Consider the following 23,029-nt stretch of genomic DNA (forward strand, 5'->3'; position numbering starts at 1 on the left):
TTATTTTTGTAAGCGTTTAATTAGTTATAGTATAAAAAAAGCCTGGACAAATAGAAACAGCAAATATGCACAAAGATATTAATCTTCTTTGTGCATATTTGCTAGTAATGCTAAATATACAGTTGTGGCTTGGTGAAATTGCCGAATATCGATACCAGTCTTTTCAATAAATTTATCCAACCGATATTGCAGGCTGTTTCGATGCATATATAACTCCTTCGCAGCAACAGAAACATTTAAATTACATTGAAGGAAGGTGTGAATAGTCTGTAATAAGTCGGTGTCATCGGTGAATTCCTGTAGAATCGTTTCAGCGATATATTCTCTGAATGCTTGATCTGAGAAGCCAACCAGAATGTGAGGAATTGCTTCTTTGTAGCTTATTACCGATTTATCTGTATAGGTTAATATCCTATTAGCATAGGTTAACAAGCTCTTATACTGATGCTTAGCATCTTTATAATTCTTGGAATATGGACCAACAAAGAAGTGAATATTAACGTATAAATCACTCATTAATATATCAATAATCTGTTCGTAAGATATACTCTCCTCTGCTATGATGGGCTTCTCTTCGATAAGAATACCTTCATGTTCGTTTTCCCATATGATGGGAACGGAATAGTCGAACAATGTTTGTATTGACTCTTTAAATACTCCCGGATTTATCTGGTTTTTATTCATAGAAAAGTAAACAAAGCGATAGGGAGAAGTAATTGAAGTAGGAGCTTCCGTGAAATTTTGATCAATGATTTGCTTCCATACTTTTTCCTTTTTAGTGAGAGGTGGTCCTTGATACGGTGTTAAAAATGTACGCATTAATCGACCATCTTTTTCCGATAGTTCCTGCTTAGCAATGCCGATTTTTTCCCCATTATGTGTTAAAAACCATTGATAGGTTTCACTAACATAACCTTTTTCTTCACTATCGACAATAAGAGAAGGGAAAATATTTTTTAGTTGTTCAATCATTGGCAAACCCTCATTTTCTTCAGTGCTTTTTTTTATTATAACAGTCGAAAAATTATTTAAAAATAAATAATTGAATTGACTGCAAAATTTGAAACGCTATACACGACGTATTTCGTTTGTTATAGTAAATGAGAGTAAGAAATATGAAGGAGGATTTGTCTTGCCCAATATTTATGATAGTGCTTATGATTTAGAAAAAGCAATTCGAGAAAGTGAAGAATTTAAGAGCTTAAAAACTGCCTATGATGCAGTAATGAATGACCCATCTGCAAAGCAGATGTTTGATAATTTTCGTGATACTCAAATGGCCTTGCAAGAGAAACAAATGCAGGGACAAGAAATTACTGAAGAAGAAGTTGAAAAAGCAAGACAAGTTGTTGAATTAGTTCAGCAGCATCAAGATATATCTAAATTAATGGAAGAGGAGCAACGCCTTAATCTAGTTATTAATGATGTGAGCAGAATTATTACAAAACCTTTAGAAGAACTCTATGGTACATCAGAGGATAAAAACGAATAATAAGTTAAAAGCTGCATGTAGAGCGTAGAAAAAGTGTATTTTTCTACGCTCTTTGACGTTTATTAATTAAACTGTTAGCATCCAAGCTTTTAAAACGGTGAGCAAACATGAAACTCCTTTTACTGAAATTCCTTTCCATTTAAAAATTAAAGTAATATTGCTAAAAGCAGGATAATCGGTAGATATTAGCGAATGGTTACATATAGAAATCAGAAAGGGGTAAAGAAGATGGGAGACACGATTATATACGAAAGTAGAGATTGCATTTCATATATTTACTTCAACAGGGCAGCACGTTATAATGCACTAAATGAAGAAATGTTGGAAGAACTGTTACAAACTATAAAAGAAGTTGAAAAAAATGATGATGCAATTGTGATTCTTTCAGGAGAAGGAAATGCGTTTTGCTCTGGTGGAGATATTTCAATGATGAAGGGTTTTTCAGATAAATCGTACTTTGATAATATTATGGAAATGATTGAACAAATTGTATTGAAACTATATATGATGCCTAAAATTATTATTTCATCTATACATGGATCGGTAGCTGGATTGGGTTTAAGTATTGCTTTAACTGCTGACTTTGTTGTTGCACAGAAAGAGGCAAAATTAGGCATGCTATTTATTGGTGTAGGACTTGTACCTGATGGCGGTGGTCATTTTTGGTTACAGGAACGGCTTGGTACACAGCAAGCAAAGCAATTTATTTGGGGATTAAAACAAGTGGATGGGATAAAGGCAAAACAAATGGGGTTGGTTGACATTACAGCAGAGGATAAAGCGATGCCTCATGCGACTAAGTTGGCCAATCAACTATTAGAAACACCATTAGCTGCCATGCTGCAAACCAAAATGATATATCATTCCAAGCAAAAGGAAGTATTACGTTATTATTTAGAAGAAGAGAAGCAATCGCAATGGGAACTACGAAACACGGAAGATCATCAGGAGGGGGTTAAAGCCTTTTTGGAGAAACGAAAACCGGTATTTAAAGGGAAATAAGTACATGTTGAAACCGACTTTCTAGTTATAGAAAATCGGTTTCGTTGTGAAAACAGAGCTTATGGATCTTTGAAGAAAAAACGGCGGGAATTTATCGATGAAATAATATTAATTTAGCCTCTGGAGTAACACAGCGATGTGTATATTCAAGGTAACCTCCCTCTTCTAGTTTAGCTGTTCCAATTTCTTTTGCTTCATCATCACTAGCGGCGGTATATGTTTCATCCAATAGCTTTTCACCTGAACGGTTAAATACAGTTAGTGTATAGTTTCTCATAACATATGCTCCTCCTTGAAGTAACTTACTTATATATATTCGACAGGACTGCGTAAATTCCTTCATTAAAACCCCTTTTCTTTAACGTGTAAGTAGACTTGATAATTTAAAAGATTAGTATGTATACTGTGTGTAAATTTTACCTTATTATAAGGTGAAATAGCTAACTTTGAAAACATAGATCCGAGAAAAACGGGAGGATTAACGGTTACGTAGGGTGGATTTAGTATAAAAGTCACAAGTTTCCCGATGAGCAAATATTTTAAGAGAGAAAGGTGAAATTAAGTTTATTATTACTACTTGCGAAGATATTTGATTGAATTTTATATTTGATAGGGATGATAGGTGTTAAAGGAGGATTTCTCGCTAATCGAGCAGGACTCTGATATCTATTTGGTACAGAGTGTTATTCCACATATGGCATTAAGGTTCTTACTTGAAGCAATCATGTGAAACCAATATTGGGGGATAAACCAAACCCCCAATTGATTGAATTTTCACTATTACAAGAAACTAATCAACTTAAGGCAAGGCTTTAGGATAGCATGTAATATATATTTTCTCTTGGTTTATAGTCATGTTATTCGTAGGATGTTGCACATTACGTTTCTGCTTTCGTAGCAAAAGCTCAGGCTAAAATGAAACAATTAACCATTTGGATCGTAGTACAGATTAAAGAAAAGGGGGAAGGGTTTTAATGACGCTAAAAATAGAAGATGTGACAAAGCGATTTGGCTCACATACGGCTGTAGACGCACTTTCTTTAGAGATCCCTGAAAAGGAAATGTTCGGCTTCCTTGGGGGAAATGGTGCAGGTAAGACGACAACATTTCGAATGATATTAGGCTTATTAGATCGAACAGAAGGAAATATTTCTTGGAATGGTGAAGCCATACATTATGATAAAAGTCATTTAATAGGGTATCTCCCAGAAGAAAGAGGACTATATCCAAAGCTAACCGTTAAAGACCAGCTTATTTATTTAGGAAAGCTTCGTGGTATGAAAAAAATTGAAGTAGTAGATAAACTAACGGGATGGCTTGAACGATTCAAGATACCAGAATACATGAATAAGAAGGTGGAAGAGCTATCCAAAGGTAATCAGCAAAAAATTCAATTCATCTCATCCATCATTCATCAACCTAAATTAGTTATTTTAGATGAACCGTTTTCTGGACTTGATCCGGTCAATGTTGAAATGCTTAAAGAAGCAGTAATCGATTTAAAAGACAAGGGAACATCTATAGTATTTTCTTCTCATCGCATGGAGCATGTGGAAGAGCTATGTGAGCATCTCTGCATTCTTCATAAAGGAAAGCAGGTTGTTCAAGGGTCATTACAGGATATTAAACGCTCATATGGTAGGAAAAATTTAATTATTCATGCATCGTTTCCATTGGATTTTCTGCAAAGTTTTCCTGGAGTGGTGACCTATAAGAATGTAATGGAAGGTTGCCGCTTACAAATAGAAAGTGAAGCAATTTCGCAGGATATATTTCAAGCGCTGCAAGGAAAAGGATTTATTCGTAAATTTGAATTAGAAGAACCTTCGTTAAATGATATTTTCATAGAGAAAGTGGGTGCGTCTTATGAATAAGTTCTGGATTATCCTTGGACACACATATATGACTCGAATTAAAACAAAGTCATTTATTATTACCACCTTACTTTCGTTACTATTAATTATTGGCCTGGTGAATATTCAGTCCATTATAGACATGTTCTCTAATGATAAAGCAGATCAGATAGTCGTTATCGATGATTCCAATGAACTTTTTGAACCGTTGAATGAGCTTGTAGAACAATCGAATGAAAAAGTTGAACTAACTTCCTATAATGGAACGGTAGAAGAAGCAAAGCAGGCAGTACAGAATGAGGAATATAAGGCATTTATAAATTTATCGATCAATAAAAAGCAATTACCCGAAGCGACCTATTATGCAAATAATGTATCGGAAACAGGAAATCAGCTGTTTATAGAGCAACAACTCCAGCAATTGAAGGTATCCTATGCGACGGAACAAGCAGAGATTGATGCAGCTACATTAGCGGAGATTAATGCCCCGGTATCCTTTCAAACAGTTGCACTAGATAAAACGGCAAAGACAGATGAAGAGTTAAATCAAGCACGGGGAATTGTTTATGTGATGATGTTCGTATTATATATGGCAGTCATCATGTATGGAAACATGATAGCTACTGACGTAGCGACAGAGAAATCGTCAAGGGTGATGGAAATTTTAATCTCAAGTGCGTCACCAGTCACTCATATGTTTGCTAAAATTATTGGAATCGCATTGTTGGGATTGACTCAAATTGGTTTACTGCTCGTAGTCGGTTATACACAAATTCGTTCAAAGCAAGATGAGCTTACGGAGGGAGTCTTCACGTATTTTGGAATTGGTGACATGTCTATATCTATTTACGTGTATGCCATTGTATTTTTTATCTTAGGGTATTTACTCTATGGAACCCTTGCAGCTATGCTTGGTTCATTGGTGAGTAGGATTGAAGATGCACAGCAGTTAATTATGCCGATGACTTTTTTAATCATGATTGCTTTCTTTATCGCAATCTATGGATTAAGTATGCCAGAGTCGAGTTTAGTACAAATTACATCGTTCATACCATTTTTCTCACCTATAATTATGTTTTTAAGAGTTGGAATGCTTGATATACCTGTTTGGGAGGTAGCTTTATCTATCGGTATACTTGTAGCCACGATAGTATTATTAGCATTACTAGGTGCAAAAGTTTATAAAGGCGGAGTGCTGATGTACGGTCGATCCAGCTCTTTAAAAGATTTTAAAAAGGCAATCGCGCTATCAAAAAAAGAATAAATGTTAATCGTTTGCCTATTGATAGACCTTTACTTGTAGAAAACCTTTACGTTTTCTACAAGTTTTTTTATAGTCCAGGAAATTATAAAATTAGCCCATGTGGATAAATATGGGCCTGTTGAGCCGCGTCCAGCTCCGGCGCCCAGAAACGAGGTAACTTCACGAATCGCCCTGACGATAAGTCATCATCGGCTCGCAAGCACACCGTGCTTCCTTAATCTCCGTTGACTCGCTTCAGTTGCTACGTTGCTAACAGGGCGGTTACGCTTTTGTTCATGTTAGAAAACCCCTGGCTATGCCGGGGGTTCATACACTCGTTATTCATTAAGACGGTAAGCTAACAAATCGTTTGCCATCTTGAAAAGCTTTGTAAGCAGCAGAAATTGCTTGATTATACGGACAGCTATCTTTTTGTATGTAATTAATCGAACGTGCATTCTATTCGGTTGTTTGCTAAAATGAAGAAAGATGGAGGAATTTATATGTCAAAGCAATTATCGTTTATTCATGCTGCTGACTTGCATTTGGATAGTCCGTTTAAAGGATTAGCAAATACACCTGACCCTATATTTAAAGAGGTGAGGGAGAGTACATTTGTAGCATTAGATAACTTAGTACAAGCCGCTATTAATCAACGTGTTGATTTCGTGTTAATCGTTGGAGATTTGTTTGATAATGAAAAACAAAGTTTAAAAGCTCAAATACGATTAAAGAAAGCATTTGAAAAATTACAGAATCATGAAATTTATGTTTACATGTCTTATGGAAATCATGATTACATAAATGGGAATAAACATCCTGTAGCCTATCCCGATAATGTATATATATTTTCAAAGGAAGAGGTTCAACCTTTTCCGTACCAACGAAATGGAGAGGTATTAGCTTTGATTTACGGTTTTAGTTATGAGAATCGTGCTGTAGTAGCAAATAAAGTGAATGAATTTCAAATAACCGATACTTCAGTTCCATTTCATATCGCAATGCTACATGGAAGTGTTCAAAGTAATACAGAACATGATAGGTATGCGCCATTTCAAGTACAAGAACTATCTGAAAGGCACTTCGATTATTGGGCGCTTGGTCATATCCATAAACGACAAATTTTAAAAGAAACTCCTGCAATAGTCTATCCTGGAAATATCCAAGGCAGAAATCGAAAAGAAACAGGGATGAAAGGTTGTTATCATGTTGTATTAAATGAAGGAACGACTGATCTGGCTTTCATTCCACTGCAAGCCATTCAAATTAATCCACTTGTTGTTAATGTATCCCCATGTAATTCCGTACATGAAGTGGAATCGGTATTAATGGAGCATGTAAATAATCTTACCTATTCAACACCACAATTAATTGATTTAACTTTAATAAATACGGATCAACGAATAACTAAATGGCAACAGGATGGTAGGATGGAAGAAATGATGGAGTTAATAAATGAGGCAACGATACAATCATCGGTTTGGAGTTATATTTTTCGATATAGCGTGAGTAAAAAGGTAGCTAGCTTTGATCGAGAATTATACAAGGGAGATCATTTCATTAGTGAATTACTCTATGAAATTGACAATCAATCCATTCAACCGTTTATTGCCGAAATATATCAACAGAAACGTGCTCGTAAATTTGTGGAACGATTAACAATAGAAGAAGAGATGGCATTGAAAACAGCTGTTAAAGAATTACTTATTTATGAGCTATTAAAGGAATGAGGGAAGAGCGTGAAATTTGAACAAGCTACCATATTTGGCTTTGGTAAATGGGTAGACGATACGATCGATTTTTCAAACCAACAGGTAACGTATATTTATGGAGAAAACGAATCAGGCAAATCAACCTTACATACTTTCATTCTTTTTATGCTTTTTGGTTTACCACCTAAGCAACGAGAGTTTTATCGACCAAAAACGAGTGGGAAAATGGGGGGAAGACTTACCGTTGTTGATAAGGGAGTACGATTTACTATTGAGCGATTTCATGAAGTACGAAATGGTGCTGCTGTTTGTTACACTGCTGATGGCAATGAAGAAGAGGAGCAATGGTTAAAAGAACGTTTAAAAGGAATGAATTATGCTATCTACCAATCAATCTTTTCATTTTCTGCAAATGATTTAGCTACTATAACAACGATGAAAGAAGATGATCTGGGGGATGTTATTTTAGGCATTGGTATGACGGGCTCTACGAATTTGTATACCGTTGAGAAGCAATTGGATTCTAAAATAGGTGAGTTATATAAACCATACGGCAAAAAACCAGCGATTAACCAGCAATTAAGTAATTTACAGCAAATGCAAGAACGTTTAGATAAATGGAAAAAATCGGAAGGTTCCTATCGAAATAAGAAATTAGAAGCTCAGCAAATAGAAAAGGAACTACAGGCGCTTCGAATTGATTTAGAACAAGAAACGGCAAAGCGAATTAAGTTGGAAAAGAAGCATCATGCTTGGCCAATTATTCAGGAATATCAAGCAGTTATGGAACGGTTACAACACTTACCTGAAGTGTTAGCTTTTCCGGAGAGTGGCAGAGAGAGATTGGAAAAGCAAAAAGAGTTGTTACTACCACTTAAAAGTGAAAATGCAGTTTCACATGAAAATATACGTCGGTTATCCGAAACGATTCATTCATTAGAGGAGAGAAAAGTAAACGAAGTTATTATACAGGAAGCAAAGGATTTATTAGCGGATAAAGCTTCTTATGAAGCGTACCAACAAGAAAATAACAGACTGCAGGTTGCATTACAAAAGCAACAGCTACATATTGAAAAAACGTTAGAAAATCTAAACATTTCTTTAAATGAAGAAGACTTACAAAACACTCATCTATCCTTTCACACAGAAAAGCATTGGAAGCATATAAAAAACGACTTGGATAAGCTTGATCTTGAAAAAGAGCAATTAGATATAGAACGTAACCAACTTAACAAACAGCGAACGATCTTATGGAATCAAATAGATACTGGAAGAGAAAATCTTTATCCAGAGAGAACAATCGATGAATGGCAACATCAGTTGAAATCTGTTAAGCATTCGGAAATGCTACAGCAAATAAACCATGTTCAAAACCAACGAAGTAAAGACTGGCAGTATAAGAAATTAATGAAAGAAAGAAAAGCAAAATACATTGTGTTAGCAGCAATTTCAGCAGCTTTGATTTGTTTACTGGTCGCAATAACAATAGAACGAAATTTATTCTTGGTAATTGCTATGTTTGTGTTGATGACAGGTGTAGGTCAATGGTTTTGGCAAAAAAAATCAATAGCTGAAATTGATCATATGCTACATTCAGAAAAACCGCAGCCAAGTAATAACGTCACGGAGAAGGAATGTTTAGAATTAGAAAGTAAGCTTGAACAGCAACAGCAGTTAAAGAATGAGATTCGGTTATTACAAGAGCAGCTAAAAACAACCGAAATATCCTTATTACAATGGGAAGAAAAACAGTTCCAGCATATGGAAAGATATCAACGGATCGAAAATCAAATGAAGGAACAACACGAACAATATCCCTTTTTACAGGAGATTAATCCGACTTACTGGCCGGAATTTTTCCATGAACTAAAAAATAGTATTAGAATGTCGAAGCAATTGCAGGAATATAGAGACAGAATTACGGAAAATCAAGAAGCATTAGAAAAAATGTCAGATAGAATATCAATGTTTTTATCAAAAGTAAATCGGGATGGGAAAGGTAAACCCATTAAACAGCAGTATGATTGGATTATGCATATCGTTGAGGAAAACGATGAAACGATAAAGCAACTAGACTTTAATCAGCAACTACTTCAGGAGACAATGGAAAATCAATATAATCTGAATGAAAAAATGAAAACCTATGAACAAGAAATGGCAAAGTTATTTACAATTGCCGAGGTTAATTCAGAGGAGGATTTCTATAAGAAGGCCAAAATAGTAGACGAAAAACGTACCTTAACTAATAGCAGAGCAAAGCTGGAAAGTCAACTCTCTGCCTTGTTTAAGGCTACTACTTGGCAGCATTATACGCAAGAGGACATGGATGCAGATTCCTTACGAATGGAGTTAGAGCAAACAAAAGAACGCATAAGCAATTTAGAAGAAGCTCTAGAAAAAGGCAGACAGACTTTGGCAGATCGTAATGCCATGATAACCTCAATAGAAATGTCTGAAGAATATTCAGATTCCATACATCTTATAGAGCAAGATAAGGAAAAACTAAACCAGTTAGTAAAAAAATGGGCTGTTATGAAAACGGCCAAAGAATTACTACTCAGAACGAAGCGGTCTTACCGCGATAAATATTTGAGCGAAATTATCGAGGAAACGTCATTATTTTTTGCAGAATTGACCGGAAATCGATATCAAAAAGTATATCCTCCATCACAGGATGTTCCGTTTAAGGTAGAGAGAAATGATGGCACGCGCTTTACGATAAAGGAGTTATCACAGGGAACGATTGATCAGTTATATGTTTCCTTGCGATTAGCGATTAGTAGTAGTATGAGTGAAAGGCATGCACTACCGTTTATGATAGATGATGCATTTGTCCATTTTGATTCTATTCGTACGCAACGTATAATAAACATTTTAAATCGTATTGCTAAACAGCAGCAAGTCCTTGTTTTTACATGTAAAAAAGAAATGGTTGAAGCTTCAGAAAATAAAAGTTATATACATCTATGAAATTCTGTTCGCATTAATTAACAAATAATGATAAACTATTTGCAGATTATATATATATGCAGGTGGAGGGACATCCATTGCCAGAGGAAAATGTATCAAAAGATTGGGAATTATATGATGAGACAATAGAAAAATTCATTCAAGTCATTGCTAAAAATATGAATTTATATGGTATCACATCTTCTGTTGGAAGATTATACGGTGTTTTATATTTTGCAGATCAACCGATGACGTTGGACGATATGCGCGATGCCTTAGAAATGAGTAAAACAAGTATGTCTACAGGTGTTCGATCATTATCTGATATGAAGATGGTTGAATCAACATTTAAGAAAGGCATACGAAAGGATTTGTATCAATCAGAAGAAGATTGGTATAAATCATTTACTTCATTATTTGGTAACCGTTGGCGCCATCATACAGAGACAAACATCGAGGAAGCCGATGAAGCTATTGCGGAATTGGAAAAGATTTATGAAGAGACAGATGATGAAAACCTAAAAAATAAAATAAGTAAAGATATTGAACGTCTACGATATGCACAGAATTATTATGAATGGTTAATGAAGTTTATTCAGGTAATTGAATCCGGAAAGATCTTCGACTATATTCCAAAACATTAATGGACAACGGAGATTGACAGATAAATGGGCTTTGGCTATTTAATGTCAGTCTCTTTTTGTTTAGATAATCTAGAACAGGCACGAATATCTAAGGGGGAGAATCAAATGAATAGTGACCTTAAAAAAGGAATTGGCCAAGTCACCATTGGCGATTCCTATGATGGATTTCTACTTATAAGAGAAGCTACAAAAGGATTAACAAGTAATGGAAAACCTTTTTTGACACTTATACTAAGCGACGCAACGGGAGAGATTGAAGCAAAGCTTTGGGATAGTACAAAAGAAGATGAAGCCACCTTCATTGCTGAACAAATAGTGAAAGTCTCAGGAGAAGTGAATCAATTTCGCGGAAAAGCACAGTTGAAAATTTTGTCATTACGTCCTGCACAGCCTACAGACGGTGTACATGTTTCTGACTTTATAGAAAAAGCACCTATTGAAAAAGATAGATTAATAGAGAAGTTAACAGAAGCTATATTTGAAATGCAAAACCCTACGTTACAACGAATAGTTCGGGCTTTTATAAAGAAGTATCAGGAAGCATTACTCATCTATCCAGCAGCTGCTAAAAATCATCATGACTATGCATCAGGCTTAGCCCACCACATTGTGAGTATGCTGGCAATTGCGAAAGAAATGCATAAATTATATCCAGAATTGAATAAGGATTTACTGTATGCGGGAATTATCCTCCATGATATTGGTAAGGTCAAAGAATTGTCTGGTGTTGTGACAACGACATATACGCTCGAAGGTAAATTACTTGGACATATTCCCATGATGGTAGAGGAAATTGGAATGATAGCAAAAGAAATGCAGATTGAGGGAGAGGAGGTTGTGATCTTACAGCATCTCGTATTAAGTCATCACGGAAAACCAGAATGGGGGAGTCCAAAGCCGCCATTAGTTCGTGAAGCTGAAATATTGCATCTTATTGATTTATTTGATGCTAAAATGAATATGCTTAATCGGGCACTTGATAAAGTGAATCCAGGGGAATTTACGGAACGGCTATTTGCTATGGACAATCGTTCATTCTATAAGCCGTTATTTGAAGAATAAACAGAAATGAAGTTACGGGCATTTTTTTCATGTTCTTTTCATATATATTTTGTAGAGAAGATGGACAAGGAGGCCTAAATGATGATACTAGGAGTGCCTTGGTGGGTATTCGTAATGATCATATTTATTTTTCTAAGCGGTTTTATGGCATTTCGAGCAATGCATGCCGAGAAAAAATTGGAGCACCAATTTATTGAAAAAGAGGGAAAGGTGTATATGGATCGTTTACGGGCAGAAAGGGAAAGGAAGCAAAGGCAGGAGCAAGAAAAAGAAACATCTTAATTAAGGGCTTCTGTTTAACAGAGAAATCTTGACATATGGTATGCAAAAGGACTAGTCCACGAATTGTGACTAGTCCTTTAAAGTTTGAAAGTTATCCTTTAGCTTCGGTATCCTCTTTAGATTCCTTTGCTTCTTCCTTTTCGAACATATCCTTATATTTATCAATCTTCACTTCAATGTCTGCATCTTTAAGAATATTATCAATTTTCTCTTGCGCTTTTGTTGCATCCATTTTTTGTGATAATAGTTCACGACGTAAATCTTCTTTTACATCTTCATATTTCCCAATATTTTCTTCTTTATCACGAATATCATTTACTTTAATGATATGGTAACCATGTTGGGTTTTAACTGGATCACTTACTTCGCCCTTTTTCATGCTATAAGCAGCATCCTCAAATTCGGGTACCATTTGACCTGATGAGAAGTAACCAAGGTCACCACCCTGTTCGGCGCTCCCAGTATCAGTAGAATATTCTTTAGCTAACTTTGCAAAGTCACCACCGTCATCAACTTTCTTTTTGACTTCTTTTGCTGTTTTTTCATCTTCTACTAAGATATGCTGTGCTTTAATTTCAGTGTTTTTTCGTTCATAAAGATCTTTTAGTTCTTCTTCTTTAATGTCTACATCTTCTGAGACAGCAGCTTCTTGAAGTAGACTGATTTTGATGACACTACGTAATGCGTCTTCACTGCCAAATTGCTGTTGTACGGCAGCGTCAAACTGATCACCAAGCTGGTCTTTCATTTTCTTGATTTCTTCATCTACTTTGTCATCGGATACATCGTACTTATCTTCAAGTACTTCGATAGTTACCATTTCTTGAAGAATCTTTTCACCATAACGATCTTTTAATTCTTGGTAAAATTCTTCCTTTGTCACATCTCCTGCGTTAGTTTTCACGACCGCTTCATCGTCACCTGAGCTACATGCTGCAAGTGTGAATAATCCTGCAGTCAATGTGACAGCAATTGCTGTTTTCTTCATACATGAACACTCCTAATCTGCTTGTACAATAATCTCCCCTAACAATAAATATAACATATTAGGATATAAAAAATACAGCCTTATATGAAACAGTAGGGTGTGCTTATACCATTACATTCATTACTCGTACGTAGGAACACACAAGTAAGACGGTTACCATAATGTTTATAACTCGAAACATTTTTCCTTGCTTTAAGGTCTCCATTTCCATTTTTAGACAGAATTGATGCGTTAATGAATTAAAAATAAGTAATATAATAAATCCATATAAGAGAAAGATAATATTCATCGTAGGACCCCCTTGTCGTACTTAACAAACAACTTGTTTTTCTCCTCTATAATTACATTCTACAATATCCTATTCATTACTGTATCAAAAGATTAACATTCTGAACAGAGAAGAATATTCTAAGTTTCAAGAAAAAAGGAAAGAGGATGGGACAAATTACTATAAATATGTATAATCGTTTTATTAATATAGGTATCATCGCCATATCCTGAGAAATATACTCGCTTTCCGTAGATGGCCTCAACTAAGTTGATAAAGGAAAAAGTTACAAGTGGTCATCGGACTTGTGCTGTTCCCGTAGGGTTACGAAGACTTCGGAAGCAATACATCACTCAGAGAAGAAGCGCGCTTCTTTTTCAAAAGATAAGAAATCATAAAATTTGTTCATGTGGGCGTGCTCCAACTCTGGCGCCCAGAAACTAGGTGACTTCACGAATCGCCCTAATCTAAATCATCATCGGCTCGCAAGCACACCGTGATGCTTTTATCTCCGTTGACTAGCTCCAGTCGCTACGTTTCTAATCGGGCGATTACGCATTTATTCAGGAGTCAGATGCTAAATCATTTATTTTAATTAAAAAAGAACTATAATTAATATCACAACTAATTATAGTTCTTTTTTATTGTTTCTTATTTACTTTTGTCTCAGAAGAATCTTAGTGTTGATGCGCTCTTATTAAAATATCAAATCCATTACCATCTTCTCTATTTTCTATTAGTGATCGCTTAGGTGCTTTCCAAAGATATGCTACATAAAGTAAATCAATAAATGCGATACCGATATTGGCCGACGTCAATATGATAATATAGACAGAGTAATCGATAAAATAATAGCTTGCAACTAGCCCAGGTATCGTAATTAAGATAGTAGGTGCTAGCGCAACTAATAAATATGCTTTTTTTGTTAAGTGATATTTCGTATAATAATAAAATACAGGAAAAACGTTATATTTCATCTTAAAAATTACTTTTATTCGTTTATTCATCAGGATCAAAGGAAGTATATGCATACATGAATGAACTGTCGGTAACAGCACAAGCAATAGCAGGAAAGGAATAATACCCTGTTCATTCACTTCATTTGTTCCTTGGGCCAATGTAATAGGTACATAGAGAAAAATAAATGAGAGTAAGGCAGTTAAAAAAGACACAAGGTACAAACGACTTTTGCCAAATTCTTTTGCAAGGTTGATTGATTTCCAGCAATTCATTTTTGATCCCTCCATCATGCTTCTTAGAAGTTTTTATCCTTCAAGAATGATAGTACGATTAAAGGGAAAAATCAATACTTTTTTTATACTTTTTTTGGACGTTAAGAAAAGTTTATAATACAAGTAAGGACATGCTGCTATAGATCGTTTAATATTAAGCCTATGTAAGGTAGACGTAAAGCGTGCTAGTAGGGGAGGAGTATGATAAAGTGGGCACTTTCAATGAGGCTGAGACAGCAGCTTTTCATTTACAACTACTTTCCAAAATAATTGATATGGATGAATATCCATTTACGAAATTAGTGATTGAAAGAAATTTAACAAGAGAAGAATTTGCTATTCTAATGGAGCGCCTCGAGAAGCTTAACGAACAATATGAAGCACAAAAAGAAGAAGGTCTGATTCATTTCTCATCATTACTTATTCATTTTGCAGGTATGTTAACAGAAAAGCTTGAACCGGATAGTACGATTAATGCGCTGCAACGAGAAGGCTTCTACCCCTCTCTCATGAATGAATTTATTCGTATAATCAAACAAAATAATAAGGGTTAGAAAAGAAGATAATGTACTGAAATTATCTTCTTTTTTATTGATGTTTTTTAAACCACAGGCTCTGCCTGTGTGAGAATTAAACTTGTAGAGTTGTAACAGAAAAATCTCCTTTCGATATAATAGAGTTGGCCGTCAAACCGACTCTATATATAGAAAGGAGATCTACTCATGTCGAGTGACAATAGTTTATCACACACCCGATGGAATTGTAAGTATCACATAGTCTTTATACCCAAGTACAGAAGGAAAGAAATTTATGGCAAGTTCAGAAGAGACATCGGGGTGATCTTAAGACGTTTATGTGAGATGAAAGATGTAGAAATTATTGAGGCTCATGCCATGACTGACCACATCCATATGCTGGTTAAAATACCACCAAAAATGTCAGTGTCTTACTTTATGGGCTACTTAAAAGGTAAAAGCTCTTTAATGATCCATGATAGACATGCCAACTTAAAATACAATCATGGAAACCGCACATTTTGGGCTAAAGGTTACTATGTCAGTACAGTAGGGCTCAATCAAAAAACTGTGGCAAAATACATTCGTGAACAAGAATCGGAGGATAGACTACGAGACAACATGAGTAAACGTGAATACGTCGATCCATTTAAAAATAGGTAGGAAGATAAACGGTTGACGGTCAATTCAGAAGCCCCTTTAGGGGTCTCGTTGGTAAAGTGCCCTTATAGGGCGAAACTAAAACCGCCCGTTTTACGGGCGGATAGTTATTGTCTGGAAACTATAAAAATTAACATGTGGATAAATATGGGTATGTTGATCCGCGTCCAGCGCAAGCGCCCAGAAACTAGGTGACTTCATGAATCGCCCTAATCTAAGTCATCATCAGCTCGCAAGCTCATCGTAATTCCTTATCCCCCGTTGACTTGCTCCAGTCGCTACTTTTGTTCTGCTATAAACAATGGTCCGCGATTATTTCTTTTCATGCTTATTGCACCTAAATACTATTCCTGCTTCATCTCGCGAAATAAATCCTCGACTTGCTGATGGAACTGTATTAAATGATGTAACCTTGATTCCATATGAAGATAAAGCTTAGCATTGGAATCAGAATCCTTTCCTTCTTTAATGATGTCATTAATATCTTCTAGAGATACTTTTTGCTGATTCGCTGCATCTATCCATTTGCTAATATAGGAATTCATAAATGACTTGAATAATTGCGTATGTGCTTCATAAAGATCTTTTCTGACCCCTTTTTTCCAAACACGTGTTACAAGATTCTGATCTGAAAGTGAGCGTATGCTCGTACTCATGGAAGTTTTGCTTTTTCCGAGGGCTTCAGCCATTTCGTCTAATGTTTTTGGCTTTTCTGATAAGTATAAAAAGGCAAACAATCGTGACTCTAACGGGGTAAATCCGAACATCTCTACCGTTTTTGAAAATTCCAACATGATTTTATTGGTGATTATTTCTGTTTGAGGTCTATTCATAAAATCCTCCTAAAGCCTTGATATATCAAGATTACACTAATTACCCAATGATTAAAAACTGTTTATCTACTAGTATTTTAAAGGAAATCGGAGGTATACAAAGCAAATTTAATGTAATGTTCGTACAGTATAAACTGTACAAAAAATATATACAAAACTAATAGAATTTAAAGTTTGTATTGTATCTTTAAAATCGTTATAGTAGATAAAGTAATTGAATAATTTGTTCGGAGCTCGTGGAAATCTATATAACATGCAAGATAGTTTTGCACGCGTATTTTTGTGTAGCTATCCTGATAGAAAAGTATTAGTCCCTTCATCATGGGTCATGGGCTGAAATAGAAAAAAGAGGTGAATGAATTGCCAGTAATAGAAGCGAAAAATCTATCAAAAGTTTTCGGTAAAAATCCGAAGCAAACGCTAAAGCTTCTCGATAAAGGTTTGTCAAAGGATGCCATCTTAAAAGAAACAGGCAACACAGTAGGGGTGAATCGGGCGTCCTTTTCTGTTGAAGAAGGGGAAATCTTTGTCATTATGGGGTTATCTGGAAGTGGTAAATCAACATTAGTACGGCTAATCAATCGCTTGATAGAGCCTACTGAAGGAACCATTATGATAGATGGAGACAATTTAGCAACGATGGATAAAAAATCATTGCGCGAAGTCCGTCGAGAAAAGCTAAGTATGGTATTTCAAAAGTTTGCATTGTTTCCACATCGTACCATTCTAGAAAATGCTGAATACGGTTTGGAAATTCAAAAGGTTCCAAAGGAAGATCGTAAGAAAAAAGCGCAGGAAGCACTAGAGTTAGTAGGTTTAGGAGATTATATTCATCAGAAACCAAGTCAGTTATCAGGTGGAATGCAGCAACGAGTTGGTCTTGCTCGAGCATTGGCTAACGATCCTGAAGTCCTTTTAATGGATGAGGCTTTCTCTGCATTAGATCCATTAATTCGTAAAGAAATGCAAGATGAATTACTAGATTTACAAACGACTATGCAGAAAACGATCTTGTTTATTACGCATGATTTAGATGAAGCATTACGGATTGGAGATCGGATTGCACTCATGAAGGATGGATCAATTGTTCAGATCGGAACACCTGAAGAAATCTTAGTCAATCCTGAAAATGATTATGTTGAAAAGTTTGTTGAAGACGTTGACCGTTCAAAGGTATTGACTGCACAGCATATTATGAAACGCCCAGAAACAGTAAACATGGAGAAGCATGGTCCACGTGTAGCTTTAGAACGCATGCGCGAAGAAGGATTATCTAGCATTTTTGTAGTAGATAGCAAGCGTAACCTGAAAGGCTATATAACCGCCGATGATGCATCAGAAGCTCGCAAAAAAGAAATTAATAACTTAACAGAGGTTTTGAAGAATGATATTCCGAAAGTCGAAAGAGAAACCCCGATGCATGAGATTTTTGACATTATCCATGATTCACCAATTCCAGTAGCTGTAGTGGAAAATGAAAAATTAATTGGAATTATTGTTCGAGGTGCAGTTCTTGCTGCACTATCCAGTGATGGAGAGGTGAATTTAGAAAATGCTTAATAATGTATTAGATTTTGTTCCAAAATTACCGATTGCAGAGAAAACGAAAGACGCAACGGAATGGATTACGGAGAAGTTTTCCTTTTTATTTGACCCGATCAAAGAACATTTCGGAAGTTTTATGGAGAGTACATCTGAATTTCTAATATCTGTTCCGCCGGTTATCATAATTCTTTTAGTTGCAGTTATTGCATTCTTTATTTCCGGTAAGAAATTTGGTCTAGCTACTTTTTCGATTGTTGGACTTTGGTTTATTTATAACCAAGAATTATGGGAGCACTTAATGAGTACCTTTACACTTGTATTACTTGCTAGTATTTTATCGGTAATTATTGGTGTGCCTGTAGGAATTCTGATGTCAAAAAGTAGAATAGCATCAGCAATTATTACGCCGATTCTTGACTTTATGCAGACAATGCCAGCCTTTGTATATTTAATACCGGCTGTTGCCTTTTTCGGAATTGGTATGGTCCCTGGTGTTTTTGCATCACTGATTTTTGCAACACCACCAACCGTTCGATTTACAAATTTAGGAATTCGTCAAGTTTCTCAGGAATTAGTTGAAGCTTCCGAGGCATTTGGTAGTACAGGAGCACAAAAGTTATTTAAGGTAGAATTACCAATGGCAAAAACGACGATTATGGCAGGGATAAACCAAACCGTGATGCTTGCACTATCTATGGTAGTTATTGCTTCTATGATTGGTGCACCTGGGCTTGGTAGAGAAGTACTATCTGCATTGCAACGAGCTCAAGTAGGAACTGGTTTTGTTGCTGGAGTGGGAATTGTAATTCTTGCGATTATTATCGATCGAATTACTCAAAATATGAATAAGCAAAAACAATAACCTATGTTGGTATCTTTTCTAATGAAAAGTTTCCATATATAAATTTTAAATAAAAGGGGAGATTAGCATTATGTTTAAACGTAATTGGAAACGCCTTGGTCTAGTAGCAGGGCTTTCATTATCATTATTTGCAGCTGGTTGTGGCTCTGATGATGAGTCAACAGGTAATGGTTCTGATGAAGGAACAGCTTCTGAAGGTGAAGCAAAAGAAATTGAATTAGCTTATGTTGAATGGGATTCAGAAATTGCTTCTACACACGTCGTTGGAAAGGTTTTAGAAGATCAAGGCTTTGATGTGAAATTAACACCACTTGATAACGCTGTAATGTGGGAAGCTGTCGCAAATGGTGAAGCAGACGGTATGGTGGCTGCGTGGTTACCAGCAACACATGCTGACCAATATGAAGAATATGGTGATCAAGTAGAAGAACTTGGTACAAACCTTGAAGGTGCAAAAATTGGATTAGTTGTGCCTAAATATATGGATGTAAATAGCATTGAAGACTTAGATGCACAAGCCAACAAAACGATTACTGGTATTGAACCAGGAGCTGGTGTTGTTGGAGCCGCTGAACAAGCCTTAACAGATTATGACAATCTGAAGGGATGGGAAGTACAAACCTCATCTAGTGGAGCAATGGCAACGGAATTAGGTTCAGCTATTGAAAACGAAGAAGATATTATTGTTACTGGTTGGACTCCACACTGGAAATTTGCTAAATATGAATTAAAATATTTAGAAGATCCAAAAGGTACATTTGGTGAAGCAGAAACCATTGATACGATGGTTCGTAAAGGGCTTAAAGATGATATGCCAAATGCATATAAAATTCTAGACCAATTTAACTGGACTACTGAAGATATGGAAGCTGTAATGCTTGAAATTTCTAACGGAACCTCTCCTGAAGATGCAGCTGCTGCATGGGTAGAGGAAAACCAAGAAAAAGTAGATGAATGGGTTAAAGGAGTAGAATAAGTAAAATGACAAGCTGATACAAATCGTATCAGCTTTCCTATTGATATAAATTAATGAGAGGATGTTTAGGTGAGTAATAAGAAATGGTTAGCCATGTTATGTGTTGGATTACTATCTGTATTTGTATTAGCTGCTTGTGGTTCAAGTGAATCGGAAGATAAGCAAGCAGATGGTTCAAAGGAAGCTAGTGAAGAAACGAATTATAGTGAAGCAGTGAATTACACGATCACTGGTATTGAACCAGGAGCAGGTATAACTGTTACGACAGAAAAAGCAATTGAAGAATATGAAACATTGTCTGGCTGGGAATTAGAGCAGTCATCAACAGCTGCGATGGTAACAGAGTTGGAAGATGCTATTAAAAATGAAGAGCCGATTGTTGTTACTGGCTGGAATCCACATTGGATGTTTGCGAAATTTGATAATATTAAATATTTAGAAGATCCAAAAGGAATTTATGGCGATGTAGAGGTTATCAAATCATTAGCTCGTAAAGGATTAAAAGAGGATAAGCCTAATGCTTATAAATTAATTGATCAATTCAATTGGAGCGTTGAAGACATGGAAGGTATCATGTATGAAGCCTCTGAAAGTGGTAAGGATATTGCAGAAGTTGCGAAGCAATGGGTAAAAGACAATCCTGAAAAAGTAAAAGCCTGGACAGAAGGCGTAGAAGATGTAGATGGCGTATCCATTGAGTTAGTGTCTACTCCATGGGATTCAGAACGCTCATCAGCAAATGTTGTAGCAGAGGTATTACGTCAAAAAGGATTTGATGTGACCATCACTCCGGTAGATGTGGCTGTTGTATTTGAGGCTATTGCCAATGGTGATGCAGATGCTACCTTAGCTGCATGGATGCCTATGACACACAAAGATTTCTATGATGAATTCAAGGAGGACTTTGTAGATATGGGTGCAAATCTAGAAGGAGCAAAAATAGGGCTTGTTGTACCAGAATACATGGATATTGATTCGATTGAAGACTTGCAAGCAAAGTCAAAGTAAGTAGGAGAAGAATATCTTATGCAAGATAGTGACGCTGAAGTTCCTACATTTGTTCAAAAAGCACAAAAAGCTTACTGAGGGGGAACCTTGCGTAAGCTTTTTGTGCTTTTCCTATTGATTTAACCTTTTGGGATTACTGTGTTTTTACTTTTTCCTCTAAATCTTTTAAACTCGACTCAATTTGTTCTAAATAATGGTGAATATTTTCTTGATGGGGTTCTACAGTTGCTTTCCAATCACCTACAGATTTTTTCATATCTTGGGTGAGCTCCTTAATTAAGGTCGCACCCTCCTGAGAAGTGGCACGAATTTGTTTTTTTAAACGAAGTCCATCTTGTTTTAAATTCAATAACATGTCTTTCCATTCTAGACTTTTGCTTTTTACTTGGCTGCGAAAGTCTCTACCTGTTGATGGAGTGCTTAATAAAGTAACTGCTGCACTAACACTCCCTCCAACTAGGATACCTAATAATAATGATTTACTGTTAGTCATTATTTATTCGCTCCTTTCCCCTCATAGTTATATTTACCTTTAAGGGGTATAGTGTCAAACGTAATTAATAAGTAATTTTTAAAAAATCCTCCGACATTGTGCCAGAGGATTTGATATCGATTAAGTAGATACAAGTGGCTGTGACCTCTTTATAATACGCTGTACAATCGGAAAAACGACAGCCATAATAATTGTATTAAGTAATGCAGCTGGTAATACAGCAAGCCCAAATAATGCCAAGAATGAGCCATCCATTAAACCGATAATGAATAAAGCTATACTTAAGAAAATTGCACCAGAAATCATGGTACCCACTGCTGTAAGTAGTGGGGCACTAATCGAATTATTTAAGCGATTTTTCAAAAGCAGGTACAAAAGTAAAAAAATAACTGCAGTAATTGGCTTATCAATAAGATTTGCGATTTGCCCTCCCGGTGCTGTCGTCGTTAATGCAGACACAATTCCTGTTACAATCGCTACTATCGCTACATACTTTAACGTAGGAAACAAAAGGATTCCTAAAAACATCATAGAAAGTAGCATGTCGGGTTTAACTCCAAAAATTATCGGCGGAACTACTGTATGCAGTACTGCACCAACACCTACTAATAGGGACAAAGTAACCAGCGCTTTTGTATTCATTTATACCTCTCCTCTTCTCAGCTATCTCTGCTCTAAACAAGTAACGCTTTGCTCCTCAACTGTACACTGATTGTCAGCTGCAGGAGTATAATGCTATTATAACAAATTTGTCATCGAATATAAAGATTCGTAGCTTTATTTTTAGCCAGTTTATTACAATTTAATAGCGCTATTGATTTCGCTTGCAATTTGTTGTAAATCATTTGATGTATAGTCGTCAGTATGCACTGTCCAATTGGAAGAAAATCCGTCATTCTCCACGTAGCGAGGTAAAATATGGATATGTAGGTGAAATACGGACTGATCGGCAGCCTTCTCATTATTATTTAGTAAGTTCATTCCAATCGGTTTATACGTATCTTTAATTGCATTCGCAATTTTGGGTACGCGTTCAAATAGCTTAGAAGCTACTTCTGCTGGTGTTTCGTAAATATTTTTCACATGTGTTTTTGGAATAACCAATGTGTGGCCTTTAGCTACTTGACTAATATCGAGAAATGCATAGACGTCTTCATCCTCATACACCTTAGCGGAGGGTATCTCTCCATCAATAATTTTACAAAAAATACAATCTTCATGACTCATTCGTATCACCATTCCTCTGCTTTTTATTTTATTGTATATAGGAATAGCCGTCATTGTAAAGAATTCTATTGTGAAAATAACAGAAAGTTGAAATAGAAGTGATCTGTACAAAAACAGACTAGCCCAAAGGACTAGTCTGATGAAGGGAAAGAATGTCTTCTAACGCGGGGACATTGTAAACAA

24 protein-coding genes are annotated in these 23,029 nt (G+C 35.9%); 15 read left to right on the top strand and 9 right to left on the bottom strand.

All coding sequences use genetic code 11. The features are described from left to right. Window positions 1-78 precede the first annotated feature (78 nt). Window positions 79-972: a PucR family transcriptional regulator gene (locus tag D9782_RS11820; RefSeq protein ID WP_026680567.1), complete on the bottom strand. Its 894-nt coding sequence runs from the start codon at window positions 970-972 to the stop codon at window positions 79-81. Window positions 973-1,132: 160 nt separating this feature from the next. Here D9782_RS11820 and D9782_RS11825 point away from each other — a divergent pair, with 160 nt between their 5' ends. After that, a complete protein-coding gene (locus tag D9782_RS11825) occupies window positions 1,133-1,492 on the top strand; it encodes a YlbF/YmcA family competence regulator (RefSeq protein ID WP_026680568.1) in 360 nt (119 codons plus the stop codon). 228 nt (window positions 1,493-1,720) lie between these two features. Further along, window positions 1,721-2,494: an enoyl-CoA hydratase gene (locus D9782_RS11830; protein WP_121604853.1), complete on the top strand. Its 774-nt coding sequence runs from the start codon at window positions 1,721-1,723 to the stop codon at window positions 2,492-2,494. A gap of 91 nt (window positions 2,495-2,585) precedes the next feature. On the opposite strand, the gene D9782_RS11835 is transcribed toward D9782_RS11830, so the two are convergent. After that, window positions 2,586-2,771 (bottom strand): YhzD family protein, encoded by a 186-nt coding sequence (locus tag D9782_RS11835; RefSeq protein ID WP_026680570.1) that lies wholly within the window; start codon window positions 2,769-2,771, stop codon window positions 2,586-2,588. A gap of 697 nt (window positions 2,772-3,468) precedes the next feature. Between D9782_RS11835 and D9782_RS11840 the strand changes: the two genes are divergently transcribed. The 7 genes from D9782_RS11840 (at window position 3,469) to D9782_RS11870 (ending at window position 12,239) form a co-directional block, all read left to right on the top strand. Further along, a complete protein-coding gene (locus D9782_RS11840; RefSeq protein ID WP_026680571.1) occupies window positions 3,469-4,368 on the top strand; it encodes an ABC transporter ATP-binding protein in 900 nt (299 codons plus the stop codon). After that, window positions 4,361-5,611, top strand: a complete 1,251-nt coding sequence (locus D9782_RS11845) for an ABC transporter permease (RefSeq protein ID WP_026680572.1) — start codon at window positions 4,361-4,363, stop codon at window positions 5,609-5,611. The genes D9782_RS11840 and D9782_RS11845 overlap by 8 nt, the downstream gene beginning before the upstream one ends. Window positions 5,612-6,093: 482 nt before the next feature. Next, window positions 6,094-7,320, top strand: a complete 1,227-nt coding sequence (locus D9782_RS11850; RefSeq protein WP_121604854.1) for a metallophosphoesterase family protein — start codon at window positions 6,094-6,096, stop codon at window positions 7,318-7,320. Between the two features lie 9 nt (window positions 7,321-7,329). Further along, window positions 7,330-10,272, top strand: a complete 2,943-nt coding sequence (locus tag D9782_RS11855; RefSeq protein WP_121604855.1) for an ATP-binding protein — start codon at window positions 7,330-7,332, stop codon at window positions 10,270-10,272. A gap of 77 nt (window positions 10,273-10,349) precedes the next feature. Beyond that, window positions 10,350-10,895: a GbsR/MarR family transcriptional regulator gene (locus D9782_RS11860; protein ID WP_026680575.1), complete on the top strand. Its 546-nt coding sequence runs from the start codon at window positions 10,350-10,352 to the stop codon at window positions 10,893-10,895. Window positions 10,896-11,000: 105 nt separating this feature from the next. Next, window positions 11,001-11,957: a 3'-5' exoribonuclease YhaM gene (yhaM, locus tag D9782_RS11865; protein ID WP_034678769.1), complete on the top strand. Its 957-nt coding sequence runs from the start codon at window positions 11,001-11,003 to the stop codon at window positions 11,955-11,957. 81 nt (window positions 11,958-12,038) lie between these two features. Beyond that, window positions 12,039-12,239 carry a sporulation YhaL family protein gene (locus D9782_RS11870; RefSeq protein ID WP_121604856.1) on the top strand — a complete coding sequence of 67 codons (201 nt, stop codon included), beginning with the start codon at window positions 12,039-12,041 and terminating at the stop codon, window positions 12,237-12,239. A gap of 91 nt (window positions 12,240-12,330) precedes the next feature. Here D9782_RS11870 and D9782_RS11875 read toward each other — a convergent pair whose 3' ends face one another. From D9782_RS11875 to D9782_RS11885, 3 genes are all read right to left on the bottom strand, one after another. Beyond that, the gene (locus D9782_RS11875) at window positions 12,331-13,227 is read right to left on the bottom strand and encodes a peptidylprolyl isomerase (RefSeq protein ID WP_026680578.1); all 897 of its coding nucleotides are present in this window, start codon (window positions 13,225-13,227) and stop codon (window positions 12,331-12,333) included. A 103-nt stretch (window positions 13,228-13,330) separates the two neighbouring features. Then, complete coding sequence (locus tag D9782_RS11880) at window positions 13,331-13,516, bottom strand: hypothetical protein (protein ID WP_026680579.1); 186 nt, start codon at window positions 13,514-13,516, stop codon at window positions 13,331-13,333. 656 nt (window positions 13,517-14,172) lie between these two features. Next, window positions 14,173-14,727, bottom strand: a complete 555-nt coding sequence (locus D9782_RS11885; protein ID WP_026680580.1) for a DUF3267 domain-containing protein — start codon at window positions 14,725-14,727, stop codon at window positions 14,173-14,175. A 209-nt stretch (window positions 14,728-14,936) separates the two neighbouring features. Here D9782_RS11885 and D9782_RS11890 point away from each other — a divergent pair, with 209 nt between their 5' ends. Further along, window positions 14,937-15,281, top strand: a complete 345-nt coding sequence (locus D9782_RS11890) for a DUF1878 family protein (RefSeq protein WP_026680581.1) — start codon at window positions 14,937-14,939, stop codon at window positions 15,279-15,281. A gap of 168 nt (window positions 15,282-15,449) precedes the next feature. Continuing rightward, window positions 15,450-15,905, top strand: coding sequence for an IS200/IS605 family transposase (tnpA, locus tag D9782_RS11895; protein ID WP_121604857.1), 456 nt, complete (start codon window positions 15,450-15,452; stop codon window positions 15,903-15,905). Window positions 15,906-16,246: 341 nt separating this feature from the next. On the opposite strand, the gene D9782_RS11900 is transcribed toward tnpA, so the two are convergent. Then, window positions 16,247-16,735 carry a GbsR/MarR family transcriptional regulator gene (locus tag D9782_RS11900; protein WP_026680582.1) on the bottom strand — a complete coding sequence of 163 codons (489 nt, stop codon included), beginning with the start codon at window positions 16,733-16,735 and terminating at the stop codon, window positions 16,247-16,249. Between the two features lie 360 nt (window positions 16,736-17,095). On the opposite strand from D9782_RS11900, the gene D9782_RS11905 reads away from it, so the two are divergent. The 4 genes from D9782_RS11905 to D9782_RS11920 all read left to right on the top strand — a co-directional run bounded on the left by D9782_RS11905 (window position 17,096) and on the right by D9782_RS11920 (window position 21,126). Next, on the top strand, window positions 17,096-18,295 hold the full coding sequence (locus tag D9782_RS11905) for a quaternary amine ABC transporter ATP-binding protein (protein ID WP_026680583.1): 1,200 nt from the start codon (window positions 17,096-17,098) through the stop codon (window positions 18,293-18,295). After that, window positions 18,288-19,142 (top strand): ABC transporter permease, encoded by an 855-nt coding sequence (locus D9782_RS11910; protein ID WP_026680584.1) that lies wholly within the window; start codon window positions 18,288-18,290, stop codon window positions 19,140-19,142. Before D9782_RS11905 ends, D9782_RS11910 begins: the two co-directional genes overlap by 8 nt. A gap of 70 nt (window positions 19,143-19,212) precedes the next feature. Further along, on the top strand, window positions 19,213-20,118 hold the full coding sequence (locus D9782_RS11915) for a glycine betaine ABC transporter substrate-binding protein (protein WP_026680585.1): 906 nt from the start codon (window positions 19,213-19,215) through the stop codon (window positions 20,116-20,118). A gap of 93 nt (window positions 20,119-20,211) precedes the next feature. Further along, window positions 20,212-21,126: a glycine betaine ABC transporter substrate-binding protein gene (locus D9782_RS11920; protein WP_034678821.1), complete on the top strand. Its 915-nt coding sequence runs from the start codon at window positions 20,212-20,214 to the stop codon at window positions 21,124-21,126. A 133-nt stretch (window positions 21,127-21,259) separates the two neighbouring features. Here D9782_RS11920 and D9782_RS11925 read toward each other — a convergent pair whose 3' ends face one another. From D9782_RS11925 to D9782_RS11935, 3 genes are all read right to left on the bottom strand, one after another. Further along, window positions 21,260-21,619 carry a YtxH domain-containing protein gene (locus tag D9782_RS11925; RefSeq protein WP_026680587.1) on the bottom strand — a complete coding sequence of 120 codons (360 nt, stop codon included), beginning with the start codon at window positions 21,617-21,619 and terminating at the stop codon, window positions 21,260-21,262. A gap of 120 nt (window positions 21,620-21,739) precedes the next feature. Beyond that, entirely contained in the window at window positions 21,740-22,261 is a 522-nt protein-coding gene (locus D9782_RS11930) for a tryptophan transporter (protein ID WP_121604858.1), read from the bottom strand. A 153-nt stretch (window positions 22,262-22,414) separates the two neighbouring features. After that, window positions 22,415-22,846: an HIT family protein gene (locus tag D9782_RS11935; protein WP_121604859.1), complete on the bottom strand. Its 432-nt coding sequence runs from the start codon at window positions 22,844-22,846 to the stop codon at window positions 22,415-22,417. Window positions 22,847-23,029: the final 183 nt, after the last annotated feature.

The sequence above is a fragment of the Virgibacillus sp. Bac332 genome, assembly GCF_003667785.1.
Lineage (GTDB): Bacteria > Bacillota > Bacilli > Bacillales > Amphibacillaceae > Virgibacillus > Virgibacillus salarius.